This window comes from Glaciecola sp. KUL10 (assembly GCF_003203515.1).
Taxonomy (GTDB): domain Bacteria; phylum Pseudomonadota; class Gammaproteobacteria; order Enterobacterales; family Alteromonadaceae; genus Glaciecola.
Window position 1 is genome coordinate 1 of sequence record NZ_BGNG01000011.1, and the last position, 16,590, is coordinate 16,590.

Here is a 16,590-nt window from a genome sequence, read left to right on the forward strand (position 1 = left end):
TCAGTCTTTAACTTGGCTACATCAAAGTTGGCATTACTCAATGCTACTTCAAGTTGTGGAGATCTAGCTACATTTAGGAAATTATATGGAACGAAGATCCAGCGTAATTCCCCTCCGAAGCCCATTTTTGAACCACTTGCTACTTCTATATTCCCCGTGTTTTTATCTTTATGATATTCAATCTCTCGCAAATCAAAGAAAAGGTCATTGTTTGGTTCACTTTGCTCATCATTTGCTGGTCTAACATAAATAATGTTTGTGTCTTTACCGAAAAATGATTGTGGATCGCTAATTAATTTCACTATATTTTGAGACAGTGCTCTGTTGATATTAATTAGTAAATTTTTATGCTCCTCATTCAATAGAGGCATTACAACACGCTTAATTTTGCGTACTGATTGGCTTAGCGTAGAAACTGCCGAAACATGGTCAAAGTCGAAATGAGAGATAAATAATAAATCAATATCTTCATGCTTGTTAAAAGCAGCATGAACAACTTTTTTAGCATACGATACAGAGGTAGCTCCGCAGTCATAAACTATATTGAAATTGTTGTGACGCTCAGAATAAAAAGCACCTTGACCAATAGCATGAAATGTTCTGATTACGTTATATCGCATTATCTAATCATCCTTTTATAGTGGTCTTCGTAATCAGTCCTTATAAATACTTGCTTGAATATGCTAAGGAATCTAACGACATCAATATCTCCAAAATCAGTTAAGCTTACTAAATCAGAGTGAGAACCTTTGCTGATATATCTTAGTAATGGCCTAAAGTTATTATGTTCATCACCTAAATTCGTTAACACATCTGAAAGCCTATCCCTCTTATGAACAAAGGCGAAGAAATGTTCTAGAACATTTCGCATGGCGTTAGGTAAGCTGGAACTCCAAGCCTTATCTTTTTCTGCATCTCGAATAACTTGCCAAAAACCGTCATAGTCATTTCTAATGTCATTTCTCTTCAAGGTTGATATTTTACTGCTCTCATTTTTGCTTACTCTATAGAGACTGTAAGCCCCTTCGAATTCATCCTGCTTGAGGCCTGCTTGATTCATCATTTCGTGGAAGAAAAATAAGTTGTGGGTGAATAAGAAAATTTGTTTAAAAGATTTTTTGATAATCTCTTTTTGTATAAGTGTCGCAATCTCATAAACAAAATTGTGAGATAAGCTAGATACAGGATCATCAATAACAATAATTTTATCAGTTATTCCTAAAGCGGAATCTGGTTCGAGTAAACCTTTGCATTGCTCCAAAAAGTATAAAAAAGTGATTAGTGTTTTTTCGCCTTCACTCAAAGTGTCATATACACCTCCAGCCACACTATTTTTTCTGACGATTCTGTATAGAGCCTCTGAGCCATCTACTTTATCAATATGAAAATCGTCAACTCCAACGCTAGTAAGAGTGTTCTTAATATTTTGAATAGCGGTATCAATATTGGTTGTATGCTTTCTTTGCTCAACAACAATATTTTGTTGTTCTACAATATCTTCGGTCTTTTGCTTATATTGTTCTCTAAGATTATCTAATTCAGTATCAAGCCCTTTAGCATTATTATTAGTCAGTTCAATTGCGGTTTTGTAAGTTCTTTTATGTATCTGCCAAAATTGCGTTTTAATCCTTGCTTTGATTTGTGGCTTACTACTTAATCTGCTGTTGAAATCAGCTACTTTGCTATTAATAGCTTCAATGCAGTCATTTAGCTTTTGTACATAAGCCTCTGTGGAATTTAACTCAACAATATTACTGGGTTTAGATTCTTTCTCTTTGAGCAAAGCTAAGTTTGTTTTGCAGCATTCAATTAATTCCGCCTTAGCAACGGCAAAATCTGCATTTTCGATTACATACGAATCTTTAAAAACTTCTGAAGACAACAATACTTCAAGGCTATCAATTGCTTGTTCATAGGCTTTACTATTGTTTTCTACCTGACTGCATTTTTGTTTGTAGGTTTGGTCAAATAGAGCTTTTAAATTTGACTCGAAATCACTAATAGGCGTTTCTTGGCAAAATGGACATACTCCTTCTGAATTTTGGTAGTGTTTAACACCGTCTCGAACCCAATCTGAATGTCCAATTTTTTCAATCAAACTAGATAGGTATGACTCAGAAGAGCCAACAATAATTTGTGCATTAACGGTGTCTCTTTCTATCGGAGTACCTGAAAAAGCAATTGTTGGAACAGATTGCTTAGGTTTTATATCAGGCTTATCTAATTCAATAGCCTGCTCGAAAAGGTTTTCTATTGTAATTTCGGGAGCGGCTTCATCTGCATTTATTACTGCTTCGAGAAATAGGTTTTTGCGCTGTTTTCCCTCCAAGCAAAAAGCTAGTGGTGTTTTTATAAAATTATCTTTTTCCTTCCAAACTTTGTTCTCCAATTCTACATGAAGAGATTCTTTTTGTTTTTTTACATCATTAGCTTTTTCTTTTAAGTGTTCCTGTTCACCTTTGAACACTGAGATTTTTTGCTCGGCCTCTTCGATGGCTTTTTCTGCTTCAACGTTTCCTTCATTGACTGTGAAAACACCGACTTGCTCCTTGCTATCCCAAAAATTATCTTTTACAAACTTTTGGTTGTAGACAAAAATCCCTTCGTTATGCATTGGAGTCATTGAGCAAAACGCATAATCCAATTCGTTAGGTTCTTGTAAATACTTAGCGATAGAAGATTTACCTGAGCCATTTAAACCGTAAAAACAGTTAATCCTTTTTAAATTTATAATTTCTTGAGCCACTTCATGTGAATAACTCGCGATTCCTTTTATCGATATACAGTTTATCATTTTTAATTCCTTTTAACTCACTGTGACTCTGCGTTTACCTGTTAATAGCTGCTGCATTAACGCTTTCTTTTCTTGTTTGAGATCTGCTAATTGTTGCTCTAATTGTGATAAGGATTGATCGGCATTATTTAGAGCACACGCAACCTTCTTCTGCTCATCATAAGAAGGGATATAAACTTTAAGTCCAGATACATCAGAAGAATTGATAGCTGGGTAATTTGAGCCAACAACAAGAGCATTGATTTGGCCCGTTATATGGCAACTAAATAGATAGTGATATAGATAAGCACTAGAAACACCTTTCTTTGGCGTTAAAACTGAAAAACCAGTGGAAGCAATCATTCCATCATGTTCAGCCTTTACTTTTGCAAAGCCTTTTAAGTTCGGTCTTACCGTGGCTAATAAGATATCTCCACAACTCACTTTTCTTCTTGCCCGTGAAGGTGATGAAGCAAAAAAGTGTTTTTCTAAATTACCAGCGATCTTTCCTGTTTCAACGTCTGACAGCGATATGTAACTAAATTCAAAGTCTTCAGGAGTCTTTTTACCCAGCGAGCTTTTATCGATTGTGGCAAGCTCACTTAGATTTACTCGGTTATAATTACCCTCAAACGGTTTACCCGAATCATCAAGTAACCGCTTTTTGCCTGTGAGCAGTTGTTGCATGAGGGCTTTTTTCTGCTGTTTGCTGTTGTCGATTAGGCGCTCGGTGGTGCTAATCGCTTTATCCCAATTGGATAGAATTTTAGCGATTTTGCGTTGTTCAGGAAGTGGGGGAATATTAAAATTCCATTTAAACCAGTCCTCAAGCTTGAAAATCATTTTTTCAATGTGAACGCCTATACTTGAATGAAAACAGGTTTGCTGAAAATACAGAGTTTCTGATAGATATTGAAAAAACTCTAAGTCAAAATTTGGTTTTGCATGAAAAACTGAATATTCATTTGAAACAATTGATCCATCAAGCTCAGGTGGAACTAGTCCGCAGGCACCATGAACAATTTGACGTTTGGAGATAACAAAATCTCCTGCTTTAACTTCAAATTGGCTTTTTACCTTTATGTCTTTTCCTAATAAATGTTCTCTTCTTACAACACCTCCGCGAGAACGTTTTACCGTTAACAAGTCATATTCAGCTCCATCTACCAACTTAACTTTTCTAGGGATTAAATCTAAAAAATTATTTAAAGAGGCTCTTTCCCAGCCATCAGGTTGAACTCCTAATACAGGCTTTCCTGCCTTTACACTTGGGGGGTATTTTAAATCACTGCCCATAACCCAACTCCTTTAAGTAGCCTTCCATTTCTGCTTCAAGAGTTTGTAGCTCATTTTTAAGTTGAACGCGCTCAGTGCGTACAGCCACTAAATCGATTTCGGCTTCTTCTTCAAAGATATCTACATAGCGCGGGATGTTGAGGTTAAAGTCGTTTTCTTTAATCTCATCAAAACTGGCTAGATATGCGTATTTGTCAACGTTTTCACGAGCCTTGTATGTGTCGATGATCTTTTGAATATTTTCATCAGTTAATTGGTTTTGGTTTTTGCCTGATTTGAACTCACGGCTCGCATCTATAAACAACACATTGTTGTCGTTCTTGTGCTTTTTAAATATCAAAATAGCGGCTGGTATACCCGTACCAAAGAACAACTTTTCAGGCAGTCCAATCACGCTATCAAGCAAATTTTCTTCAATGAGCTGTTGACGAATTTTGCCCTCGCTTGATGCTCTAAATAACACACCATGTGGCACTACCACGCCCATACGACCCGTTTCAGGTTTCAATGTTTCAATCATGTGGCTGATGAATGCATAATCACCTTTGGTTTTAGGCGGAATACCTCGTCTAAAGCGCCCATAAGGGTCGTTGCTGGCGTCGTCATGTCCCCACTTATCAAGTGAAAATGGCGGATTTGCCGTCACTACATCAAAGTGCAGTAAGCCGCTACCGTCTTTCTCTTTTAGTAGTGGGTTACGAATGGTGTCGCCCCATTCAATGCGGTGGTTATCTTCACCGTGAAGAAACATGTTCATTTTGGCTAATGCCCAAGTTGAACCAATCGCTTCTTGCCCAAATAATGCGTATTTTTTGGAACCAGAGTTTTTACGAACCATAGCACCACATTTAAGAAGTAGTGAGCCACTTCCTGTACACGGGTCACATATTTGGTCGCCTTCTACTGGCTCTAAAACGGTGGCTAAAAGGGTTGATACCTCAGGTGGTGTATAATATTCACCAGCGGTAGCGCCACTGCCAGCCGCAAAGTGTTTGATAAGGTACTCGTAAGCATTACCGATGATATCTAAACTGCCTACTCGCTCTGTGCTTAGATTTAAAATATCTTTACCAAAGTCTTCCAGTAAGTGACGAAGTAAGTCATTCTTTTGTTTTTCTTGGCCTAAGCGGTCAGTGTTGAAGCTGATGTCTTGGAACACGTTTTTAAGCTTACTGCCATTAGCTTCTTCTAGTGCATGTAAGGCTTTATCAATACGCTCACCATTACCTGCTTCATAGCGTTTTTCGTATAAATCCCAAAAGCTCGCACCTTCTGGCAACACAAAACGCTGCTTGGACATCATGGCGTGGATTAGCTCTGGGTTATCACCATACTGAGCAACAAGTTTGCTGTATTCGTCTTTGTATACATCCGATATGTACTTTAAAAACAGCATGGTTAGGATGAAGTCTTTGTAGGTATCGGCACTGATCACACCACGAAAGGTGTCGCAGGCGTTCCACACCGCTTTATTGATATCGTCCTGATTGATTTGGTTTACTGTAGTCATGTCTTATTCAGTCCTTATTTTTATTAATATGTTTAAATAACTAATCGTTAGTAAAGTTAGTTAATAGTTCGTTTGCGATCCCGTGCATCTGCATATCACGGTTTGTAATCATTGCTTGTAGTGTCTGTTTCTCTTTTAAATGTGTTGTTGCCATTGCGATGATTATTTGCTGTTTTACAAGAGGTGGAATAGCAAGAGGTGTTGCGGCAACAAAGCTGCGGGGGATACTTGCAACAGCAGTTCCTTGTGACAATTTCAAATAGTACTTCTGTGCAGGTAGCTGGTTTAGCTGCCACGCAAGAAATGCAGGTTTAATCAACTCACTGGTTACACGAATAATAAAATAATGGGGAGCGCATACGGTATTGGAGGTGTCTTTATCAACTAAAGCGGCAACATTGCGATGCCCCCTAGCCGAGAACAAAATATCCCCCTGTTTTAACCAGTCCGGTTGTTTACGACTAGTAATTTTAGTTGTTATCAGACTATGCCAATTAATAAGACCATGTTCGTCAAGATCACGAATTTGGATGACACGGGCATTACCATCTATCGTCTCCGGAATACTCCCCCGAAACGGATGGCCTGCGCTAATACTAGCAATATCACTGAGGAGACTTTTCATTAAAGCTCAATGCACCAATTAAAAGATGCAGTAAGTATTGAGGATAATTCGAACTACGTCAAGAAATAAAATGCATCTTTTAATTGGTGCAAAATAGTTGAGTGTCGATTACAAATGAAATTTCCGCGGGCAGATCAAATTTCCAAATCGAAAAAAATAACGAAAATACATTGCAATATAATAAAGCAAAACCACATCCTTTTGTCATGGAGGCAAATAAAACAAAGTTTAAGGCTTCGTCCTAAAACCCCTCATCTACTATTAAGTCAATTTTCATTTAGATATATCGAGACAGTTTGCCTCGATACTTTGGTTAATTTCTCAATTTGAGTATAGTTTTTCTGCGGGAATAGTCTCTTCACTTCAATAACTCTCTCTTTATCACTTAAAGAAAGCGCTTTACTAAGAGTGTGCTGTAAGGATTTAATCTCATCCTTTTTTTCGCTTAATTGCTCTATCAGTGTTTTTATATGCACATCTCGTTCATGTAACTTTTTTGCAAGTTTGGATGAAATTTTTAATTTGGTCATCACTGAACTTAATGTATTGGATGATTTAAGTTCACGTAAATTAAACACCCCATATTTTTTTAGAAGCAGTAAGTCATCATTGTTTTCTTCTTCTAATTGTTGAAAAGCACAATTAAGCTGATTGGGGAAAGGGCGGTAGGTCGTTATTTTCTTGCTCCATACAGAATCCTTTTGATACATCAGAGCACAATTTTCAAATGCCTTTTTCGTCGACGTTAGCTCTTTGAGAAAGAAAGCAATTGTATAAGCAAGTTCATCATTACTAATTCTGACAGGTGGATGCGAGCTCTGAGCATTTATCTCATTTAAAATCCGTGCTATTGCCATATTTTTACGTTTAACAAGTCTATTTGCTTCTTCGCGTTCACCATATGCTTTTTTCAGCTCACTATTGAGTTCGCCAAGATATACTTGATCTTCCATTGCATCAGTCTTCCGTGCCACTATTACATGTTAATATTTTAACATAAAACAGCATAAAACGATTTTATTTTACTAAGGATATTATTATATTGAATTTTAGGGAAACCAACGATACGGAATAGTTCAACTCTATTAGAGTTCAAAAAGGTGCGTTAATGATTTAATAAATCGAAATGATAAAAATACGTCATAACATAATAAAGCTTTAGTCATAAGCTTGGTTTATTTGACACTACCAACTTTTTCACCTTTGCTTGTATTTGCATTATCGCATTCTGACATCTACTTCTAAGCGCTTGATCAAGGCGCAAAAAATAACTGTGAAGTTCATCCACTTTTGCAGACAACCAATCGTGTTTTTTTTGCAATTTTTGAATTTCTTCAGAAAGTAGCGCTGTTCTTTTTTGATGATTTTTTATTTCATCGTTTAGCTCATTAACTTTATTATTTGATGATACCAAAGCGACTTCCCTTTCAGCTAATTTCTCTCTAACAAAAGCTTCTTTTTCAAGGTGTTTTGCCCCAGTCACATTTTTACTAATTCCCCGTTTAAAATTCAGTGGTGACTGTGAAAATATCTGGGCAGCGATATCTTGCATTTTTTCAAAATGAGGATTAGATGATTTAGTTCTTCCTTTTCTATCTCTTCCTTTTTTCATTAGATACCTGAGAGGTGCTTTCTTTGCTTTAAAATCAAAATTATAGAATGAACAATGACAGTGAACATTGCGTACAAAACGACCACCAGAGGTTGGTAACCCTTCGTCAGATTGGACATCATTTTTATTACGTTGGACCGAGCCTACTTGGATACTAGAATCTAAATGGCCTTCGTCGAGATGAAGCTGAACAGAAATAGGTTCAAACCCAAACTCTTTTTTAATTTCATTTGCATATTTAATCATATGAGAGAGCACTAGTCGCTTTGCCTTTTCCTCTCCCATCTCTTTCTCAAGCTTTGCATACTGAGGCTCACTCAATACAACTACATGATCGAATAACACATTAAAATCTGATCGTATTTTTTTACCAGTTGCCTGTTTATAACGCACATTTGCTCTGTCCAACGCATCGATAGCAGTTCTGCAGCCTTTAGTTACCACACCGATGTTTTTGGATGAAAGAGAAGGGAATACATTCGAACTTTGCGTAAACCCTTTCCGAGATGCAACGACATGGTCTAAAACCAATTTAGCATCATCGAACTTATAGTAGCGAGCTTTGACTGCCACAAACGCCTTATTACTGTCCATTATTTCTTCCGAACTCAACTTCCTTTTTAAGTACTAATTTGTTCCGCGTTAGTCGTCACTTTTGCTTTTATGATATGAGCTGTAGACTGTTGTTCAGTAATACCCTCAATTTCACAACAATATCCATCTGCACTTAAGCTAAGTTTCACCTCTAAACCGTTTTCAGTTACTTTAGCCATGATAGGGCTTATATTCACTGAATCGTGTAATGTGCCAACTGATAATTTTTTGTAGAATTCTAGGTTACTGATACATCGGCTACTTACCCCAGCTTTCTTAAGTCGAGTAAAACACCTCTCATTCATGCAACCCAATTCATATTGCTCGCCTTCAGGCTTGTTAAATGCAGTGTGTATGGCATTTAATGTGGAATAAGCGACTGCATAATTTTCAAGCTCAACATCGTTGTCTCTGAGCGCTGCAATTTTTTCGGATTTGTTATCTAACGCAATCTGAAGCATTTTAATTATCTTCAACTTTATTTGTCGTTTAGTGATGCCAAATAATTCTTCATTTGAAATTTCAGTGATCATAACTTTTCCTTTTCACTCTTTACCAATTGTTATATTATATCATATCAATTGGTAAAGAGTGAAAATCACCTTATTTATTTTGCGGAGCAAAACCCACCACTTTAGCTGGCCTATACTTAACATAGGCTTTAGTGGGCTAAAACCTATATTCATAAGTAAAAAAAGCGCACTTAAAATCGGGCTCTCAATCAGATAGAAAGTTAAAACGATTAATAATCTAAGGACTCTATCACCTTCTTTAGCACAGACAGTTTGGTCCCCTCGCGGCCAGAATATGTGCCCCAAGTAATATCTTTTTCTTGCTCATGCCCTAATAGTTGTTTGACGATATAACCATCAACACCTTGGTACTTAAAACGGCTTACAACCGTATGCCTTGCACTATGAAAATCGACCAATCGCCCTGCATCCAACTCAGCCTTCTTATCAATACCAATTTTTGCAAGCATCGTATCATTAAACCAATTACCAACTTGTGAGCCGGGCCCATCACGTTTGGCCGTTGCTGACGTCAATGCTAATTCAGGGAAAAGGCGAGACTCACCCGCTTTCCTCATTTCATCCACATAATGTAAAAAACCTCTCTCAATCAATTTACTATGCATAGGAATGATGCGGGGGGCATTATCTGATTTACCGTTGTAAAGCGTTAAATCAATATAGTCGATGCCTTCAGCGTGCTTTATATCACGCAACGTCAACGAAGCTATCTCATTGAGTCGCATACCAGTATAGAGAGCTATAATTGCGAACCACTTGGCGGCGTTCCTGATTTTCTTAGCCTCTTTTTTGCTTTTAATCTCGTAAGTGACGATCTTGTGAATTTCTTCATGTTCAAATTTTCGGCGTTTTTTCTGATGCTTTTCTTTTAACTTAATGGACACTCCTTTCAATGGATTCGTATCGATATACTTAGGCACCTCAATGAGCCATTCAAAAAACTGTCTTGCATTCGACAAATACTTAACAACTGATTTCACGCCGAGAGTCTGCTCGACTCCGTTATCTTTTCGGCCCGATTTAATATTTAAAATAGTGTTTTTGAACTTAATGACATCTTTACCGCAAAAATCTGTGACTAACTTATCATTACCGAATATAGACAAGAGAAGCTTTAATGTTGTGTTGTATTGCTGTGCTCCACTCTTACCCACCTCTTTGAATTTGCTTTTAGTGAATTCAGCAACACATATCTGCAAACGTAAATGTTCGTTATTCTTCACATTCACATTTCTTTCCGCTCTACGAGCAAAATTTTTAAATGCGCTCAGCTCATTAAGCAAGTTAATCGACTCATAGTCATTAACGTCGTCAAATTTTGGTTTATCGTTAATCAAATCGGGGGAATATTGAACATGCTTTTTGGCCAGCTTACTTAATTCAGCGATAAGTCGATTAAGCATTTTAGCCTCAAGCGCGCGAGGCTCGATTGATAGATTGCGGGTTGTGGCTTCATCACAAAAGGCATCAATCAGGGCTCTATCGGGTGAAGGGTGCGGTTCGGCATGTTCCCCTTGGGCGTAATGCTGACAAAGCATCTCTGGTTTGATAGTACGAAGGTTTTGTAACATTGCCGGATCCAGCACACCTAACGCTAGCATTTTCCGTCCTTTGTTTAACCAATAGGTAAATCGTTCCTTCAGGAAAGTGTTCAGGCGTAATGCGAATTCCGACTCGTCAAAATCAAAAAGTGAGTTGATGTAAGCGAGATGCCTAACTTGAGAGTTAAGCAGCTGGTGAGGTTGTACTGTGTGATTTTCCATATTCACATCATCCTTGATCCGTTTGAAAATAAATTGTGATAACCACAAGGCATTATCGAATTCACTCGTCTTGAGAGATGACACGAAATGCCTTGAGGTAGGACTATCGTAGCCGAATTTTTTCGAAAAGACGGAAACCCGCACACGAAAATAGAAATTTTTTGAATTTTTGACTTGATATAAGTACGTTGGATTGCGCTTCATGTCATACCTTTTTGTGGTAAAGGTATGTGGCAAAAAAGAAAACCCCATATTTAAAATCAGATAATCTGTTTTAAATCATGGGGTTATGCTATTTGGCGGAGAGAGAGGGATTCGAACCCTCGTTAGGTTTAACCCTAAACACACTTTCCAGGCGTGCGCCTTCAGCCACTCAGCCACCTCTCCGTATTTTGTTTGAACTGCATCGAGTTTTGTTGGGAACAATTCCTCGTATGCGGCGCGTATATTAGGTAAAACACACCGGCCTTTCAAGTGATTTGTGGTTAGGCGTTGCCTTTTGCTTGCATATTAAGCGTTTTGGCGAAGTCGAGCATTCTGTCTAGTGGGATCATAGCTCGTTGTCTTAGTGCTTCATCAACAAATATTTCTCGGCCTGTGCTATCCAACAGCGCATCTCGCATTGCGACTAAGCCGTTCATTGCCATCCATGGACAGTGAGCGCAGCTTTTGCAGGTGGCGCCGTTGCCAGCAGTTGGGGCTTCAATGAATTCTTTGTTGGGTGCGAGCTGTTGCATTTTGTAGAAAATACCCTTGTCGGTTGCCACAATGAATTTTTTGTTAGGAAGTTCAGTCGCTGCTTTGATTAACTGTGAGGTTGAACCGACTGCATCTGCCATTGCAACCACACTTGCAGGTGATTCTGGGTGAACTAACACGGCAGCATCAGGGTGGAGATGCTTAGCGTTTTTTAGTGCCTTTGAAGAAAACTCATCGTGCACGATACATTCGCCGTTCCACATAAGCATGTCAGCACCTGTTTGCTTTTGTATATAAGCGCCTAAGTGACGATCGGGTCCCCAAATAATCTTTTTACCTTGGCTGTCTAGGTGTTCAACTATTTCAAGTGCGATACTAGATGTGACTACCCAGTCAGCTCTTGCCTTTACTGCCGCAGAGGTATTGGCATAAACCACAACTGTGTGGTCTGGATGTGCATCACAAAAAGCTGAAAAAGGCTCAATTGGGCAACCTAGATCTAACGAGCAAGTAGCTTCAAGCGTTGGCATGATCACGGTTTTTTCTGGGCTTAGAATTTTTGCGGTCTCGCCCATGAATTTCACACCCGCAACTAATAGTGTTTTTTCTTTTGCGTCTCGTCCAAACCTTGCCATTTCTAATGAGTCAGAAATGCATCCGCCAGTTTCTTCTGCCAATGCTTGAATCACGGGATCAGTGTAGTAATGAGCAACAAGTACTGCATTGCGCTTGACTAATAGATCCTTAATTTCCGCCTTTAAGGTTTCGGCTTTATCATCGCTGATTGGCGCTGGTTTAGCTGGAAATGGGTAGTCAATTTTTGAATTTGAGTACAGTTCAACCGTGTTTGTTTGAGTCATGACTTTTGGCGCTTCTTTATACTTGAGTGTGTTTGGTTTTTTAATGACGTTATGAGTAGCTTGTACGTCTAGTTGTTTGCGACGGATTATATCTGATTGTCATAAATGTTTCATGTTGTTGTTATCGTCATGACACTAATCAATAAAACTATCGAGCACACATTACTAGCGAACCTTCAGCGCGTCAGATGAACCCACTCCCCTTTATAAAATTTGTGCCACAAGGACGTGGCACCAAAGCGGCATGGATGCCCTCGTGCGGTTTTATAAAGGGGAGTGGGTTTATCTGGCCAAAGCTGAATATGGCTTACAAAGAGCGGTGTTGAATGTTATGGATTGCAATGTTTCAAAGAGATTATCGCGTTTGAAGTGGTGGGTCGTGCTGGATTCGAACCAGCGACCAATTGATTAAAAGTCAACTGCTCTACCAACTGAGCTAACGACCCACTTCAATTTGATTGTCGTGTGTTTTGAGATTAAGTGGTGGGTCGTGCTGGATTCGAACCAGCGACCAATTGATTAAAAGTCAACTGCTCTACCAACTGAGCTAACGACCCACAATATAATCTGCAAAGCTGTAAGGGATGCCCTTACTCACTCGACGGGCGCATATAATACTCAAAAAGGAACGTGGTGCAACCATTAAATGCCTTTTTTGGCATTTAATGGTTTGTTTGATTGTAAAGTAAGCAATCTTACCAAATAACGAACGCTTTATTTACAAGCTATTTAATTGTTGGGCGGCCAAACGGGCAGATGTAGTACCTGCATATTCAGCAACAACCTGCTCAAAATAAGTTTTAGCTTGAGCATTATTAGACTCAGTTTTTTCTAACATGCCTAACTTATACAAAGCATCGGCGCGTTTAGTTGAATCTAAGAAATTTTCAACAACTTGTAAAAATTGCGTTCTCGCCCCTTCCCAGTCTTGTTTATTAAACAACAACTGTCCTAGCCAGTAATGCGCATTATCGGTAAAAGAAGAAGCTGGGTAGTTAGTAAGAAAGTTTTCAAATGCTGGAATAGCATTTTCGTAGTCTCTTTGCTTGAGGATCAAATCAACTGCCATTTGGTAGGCTTGACCGTCACTGATTCCGCCAGTGGGATCGGCAGGTAATTCATTGGTTTGCTCGCCCGTTTCGCTCCCCATACTCTCTGAAGAAGCAGTAATGTTGCTTTGAACCACATCTGTCTGCGCCCGCAAAGCGTTGAAACGATTGTCTAACTCTAGATAGAGTTCGCGTTGACGTTGCAGAATTTTCTCAAGCTGGTGATTATGCAATTCGATAGTACCACGGATATCGTCAACTTCACTTTGTAACATATCAAGTTGCGACTGAATACGTTGCTGTGCTTCGATACGATTACCGTCTTTGCGCTCTAAGATGGCAAGTCGAGCTTCTATATCTTGGGGAGCCTGAATCTGTGGCACAGTTTCAGTGCTTGTCGGAGTAGATGACTGACTGTTAAGATCAACAACGGGCGCTTGTGCTGATGCATTGGCGCCCGTGAAGACTAACAGCAGTGCTGCTAGTAATATACGCATAATGGCTTACTGATATACAATTACACCGCGGCGATTTTGCGCGAATGCATATTCAGATGAACCCATTACTGCTGGCTTCTCTTCACCATATGAAACAACAGTAATTTGCGAAGAGCTTACGCCTGCATTCAACAGATAAGTTTCTACTGATTTTGCACGACGCTCGCCCAAGGCGATGTTGTACTCTGGTGTACCGCGACTATCACAGTGACCTTCAATAACAACTTTTTGATTAGGGTTTTTCGCTAGGAAAGCCGCGTGCTGATCCAAAATCGCGTTAAAGTCAGACTTTACCGTAGAACGGTCAAAATCAAAATAAACGACTTGCTTGCTTTCTAATGCTTCGCGCTCAGACTTTGCCATTTGTTGGGCAACTTCAAGCTTTTTAGCAGCTTCAGCTTTGACACGAGCTTGCTCAGCGGCCTTTTGTTGTTCTTGTTGTTGCGCTGCTTCTTGAGCTGCTCGGTTGCGCTCTGCTGCAAGCTCTTCTTCACTGGGGCCAGATGAACAAGCCATCAAAGTGACAACAGGTAACGCAATGATTAGTGATTTAATAGCTCTAGTTTGTAGCATGTCGAGTCCTTATAATTATTAGGAAATTCAATTTTATATTTACAGTAAAAACGGTGACCAACTTGGTGATTTTACTTGACCATCAGACACTGGCAAAAGCGCTTTAAACCGCCCATCCAGTGAAACCAATGACAATACCTGCTTGCCCTCGTGCAGCGTGCTGTAAATAATCATGCTGCCGTTTGGTGCAATACTTGGCGATTCATCAAGATAGGTTTTTGTTAACACCATCATGTCACCGCTTGTTAAATCTTGTCTGGCTATATGATAATTGCCATCAGTGCGATTTACGACTACTAATTGCGAATTATCAGGCGTAATTGTGCCGCCTAAGTTCATTTCACCATCAAAAGTAATACGTCTGGTACTACCCGTCTCTAAATTTACTCGATAAATCTGTGGTTTACCACCCCGATCAGAGGTAAATGTTAAGCTTTTACCATCTGCGGCCCAAGAAGGCTCGGTATCGATTGCTCTATTTCTTGTTATTCTACGTAATTTTCGGCTTTCTAGGTTCATTATATACAACTCAGGGTTACCGTCTTTTGATAACACCATCGCCAAAGATTTTCCATCAGGCGAAAATGCAGGCGCACTATTTATGCCCGGAAAGTCGGTAATGCGAGTACGACGTGTTGTATATATATCCTGAATATAAATTTGTGAACGTTTGTTTTCAAAACTTACGTAGGCCAATTTATTACCGTCAGGTGACCAAGATGGAGACATCAAAGGTTCATCAGAAGATAAAACTGAGATTTCATTTGCACCATCGTAATCAGCAATCACAAGTTGAAACGGTAAACGGCTTGTTTCTCTGTCACGCACGATAACATACGCAATTCTTGTTAAAAACGCACCTCGCTCTCCGGTCAGTTTTTCATATACAATGTCACTAATAATATGACCATACTGACGAAAGTCTTGGTCGCGAATAATTTTTTCTCTCGCTTCAACAATGTGATCTTTACTTAATATGAGCTGTCCATCTTGAAGTTGTTTCGCGGCGCCACCGGTTACTTGAGCACGTAGCACATCAACTAATTCAAAATTTATCTGAAATTGATCGTTACCCAATTCAACTATATTTCCTACAAGAACCGTATCAATGCCTTTGTCTTGCCAAGCCTTGTAGTCAACCTCACTATCAGCACTCGGAAATTGAGGCATCTCATTCAAGGCGATGGGGTTGAATTTACCACTTCTGCGTAAATCATTAGCCACAATCTCAGTTAGGTTTTCAGGCAAACTTCCTTGCCCTGAATACTTAAACGGAACAACCGCTATTGGCTTTGCGCTGTTGACGCCTTCTGTAATAATAATTTCTAATTTTGCATGCGCCGTCATACTCGACATTAAACTAACAATGACGCATATAAAGGCTTTGGTTATTAACGATAAACCATTCAAGCTTAGGCTCATTACAACTCCACAGTTAAATTAAAATCTCTTAGTTTTTCATACACATCAGGGTCTTTGGACACTGGCAAACTATCTGGTCTCAATACCGCTGCTTGAGCGGCGCGGCATAGGGCTGGGTCGCCTTGCAGAATCTTAACATCAAAGACTAAACCACTAGATGCCATCCTTATATTTAGTCGACACTCTTTAGTCTCTGCTGTTTTATCAAAGATTAAATTACGTTGAATTACCTGCGTGATTAAACCGATATATTTATCGGTTTCACTTAGCACAAATTGTTGCTTTGCGGCCGCTTTAGCCGCTCGCTCTTCAGCTAGTTTTTTTTGCCGCTCAGCTTCTACACGTCTGGCTTCTTCTAACCTTCGCTCTTCTTCTGCCCTTTGCTCAGCTTCAATTTCTTTTTGCCGTTGAAGCCTTTGCTGCTCTTGCCTAGCAGCTTCTTCTTTCTGCTTTTTTTCTTGTTCTTCTAAGGCTTTTTGTTGTTTGCGTTTTTCACGTTCGGCGCGCTCACGCTTTTCTTTTTCTTGCTGTTTTTTGCGTCTTTCTTGCTCGGCCCTTGCTTGGGCTTCAGCTTGTCGTTTTTCACGACGTTGCTGTTCAATCACGTTACTGTCAATAAAAGTTGCTTCGATAATATCAGGTTCATTTTGAGCTGCCACAGCTAATTGTTGAGGCTTTGAAGAAAAATCAAAACTAAAAAGTAACATCGCTAAAATCGCAGCGTGCAAAATTACCGACTTGATCATCGATGCTTTTGTTTGTTTCGTATTTCCACTCATCTCAA

14 protein-coding genes and 3 tRNA genes are annotated in these 16,590 nt (G+C 39.2%); all 17 read right to left on the reverse strand.

All coding sequences use genetic code 11. The features are described from left to right. A partial coding sequence (locus tag KUL10_RS15490) for an MBL fold metallo-hydrolase (protein WP_199509287.1) occupies positions 1–620 on the reverse strand: 620 nt, incomplete at its 3' end. Continuing rightward, positions 620–2,794 carry an AAA family ATPase gene (locus KUL10_RS15495; RefSeq protein WP_110429863.1) on the reverse strand — a complete coding sequence of 725 codons (2,175 nt, stop codon included), beginning with the start codon at positions 2,792–2,794 and terminating at the stop codon, positions 620–622. The genes KUL10_RS15495 and KUL10_RS15490, both read right to left, overlap by 1 nt. A 12-nt stretch (positions 2,795–2,806) precedes the next feature. Next, the gene (locus tag KUL10_RS15500; RefSeq protein WP_110429864.1) at positions 2,807–4,069 is read right to left on the reverse strand and encodes a restriction endonuclease subunit S; all 1,263 of its coding nucleotides are present in this window, start codon (positions 4,067–4,069) and stop codon (positions 2,807–2,809) included. After that, on the reverse strand, positions 4,059–5,579 hold the full coding sequence (locus KUL10_RS15505) for a type I restriction-modification system subunit M (RefSeq protein WP_110429865.1): 1,521 nt from the start codon (positions 5,577–5,579) through the stop codon (positions 4,059–4,061). The genes KUL10_RS15500 and KUL10_RS15505 overlap by 11 nt, the downstream gene beginning before the upstream one ends. A 40-nt stretch (positions 5,580–5,619) precedes the next feature. Further along, positions 5,620–6,204: a restriction endonuclease subunit S gene (locus KUL10_RS15510; RefSeq protein ID WP_110429866.1), complete on the reverse strand. Its 585-nt coding sequence runs from the start codon at positions 6,202–6,204 to the stop codon at positions 5,620–5,622. A 266-nt stretch (positions 6,205–6,470) separates the two neighbouring features. Beyond that, positions 6,471–7,157: a hypothetical protein gene (locus KUL10_RS15515; RefSeq protein ID WP_110429867.1), complete on the reverse strand. Its 687-nt coding sequence runs from the start codon at positions 7,155–7,157 to the stop codon at positions 6,471–6,473. A gap of 209 nt (positions 7,158–7,366) precedes the next feature. After that, positions 7,367–8,410, reverse strand: coding sequence for a hypothetical protein (locus KUL10_RS15520; RefSeq protein WP_110429868.1), 1,044 nt, complete (start codon positions 8,408–8,410; stop codon positions 7,367–7,369). Between the two features lie 26 nt (positions 8,411–8,436). After that, positions 8,437–8,943, reverse strand: coding sequence for a hypothetical protein (locus KUL10_RS15525; protein ID WP_110429869.1), 507 nt, complete (start codon positions 8,941–8,943; stop codon positions 8,437–8,439). Between the two features lie 209 nt (positions 8,944–9,152). Further along, positions 9,153–10,910, reverse strand: coding sequence for a site-specific integrase (locus KUL10_RS15530; protein WP_158525409.1), 1,758 nt, complete (start codon positions 10,908–10,910; stop codon positions 9,153–9,155). Between the two features lie 93 nt (positions 10,911–11,003). After that, a tRNA-Ser gene (locus KUL10_RS15535) sits at positions 11,004–11,093 on the reverse strand. Positions 11,094–11,191: 98 nt separating this feature from the next. Beyond that, positions 11,192–12,265, reverse strand: coding sequence for a quinolinate synthase NadA (gene nadA / locus KUL10_RS15540; RefSeq protein WP_110429871.1), 1,074 nt, complete (start codon positions 12,263–12,265; stop codon positions 11,192–11,194). Between the two features lie 370 nt (positions 12,266–12,635). After that, positions 12,636–12,711 (reverse strand) — tRNA-Lys (locus tag KUL10_RS15545). Between the two features lie 35 nt (positions 12,712–12,746). Further along, positions 12,747–12,822 (reverse strand) — tRNA-Lys (locus KUL10_RS15550). A 161-nt stretch (positions 12,823–12,983) separates the two neighbouring features. Further along, positions 12,984–13,811 (reverse strand): tol-pal system protein YbgF, encoded by an 828-nt coding sequence (gene ybgF / locus KUL10_RS15555; RefSeq protein WP_110429872.1) that lies wholly within the window; start codon positions 13,809–13,811, stop codon positions 12,984–12,986. Between the two features lie 6 nt (positions 13,812–13,817). Next, entirely contained in the window at positions 13,818–14,384 is a 567-nt protein-coding gene (gene pal / locus KUL10_RS15560; protein ID WP_110429873.1) for a peptidoglycan-associated lipoprotein Pal, read from the reverse strand. Between the two features lie 39 nt (positions 14,385–14,423). Continuing rightward, positions 14,424–15,806, reverse strand: coding sequence for a Tol-Pal system beta propeller repeat protein TolB (gene tolB, locus KUL10_RS15565; protein WP_110429874.1), 1,383 nt, complete (start codon positions 15,804–15,806; stop codon positions 14,424–14,426). After that, the gene (gene tolA, locus KUL10_RS15570; protein WP_110429875.1) at positions 15,806–16,585 is read right to left on the reverse strand and encodes a cell envelope integrity protein TolA; all 780 of its coding nucleotides are present in this window, start codon (positions 16,583–16,585) and stop codon (positions 15,806–15,808) included. Before tolA ends, tolB begins: the two co-directional genes overlap by 1 nt. Between the last annotated feature and the right edge of the window lie 5 nt (positions 16,586–16,590).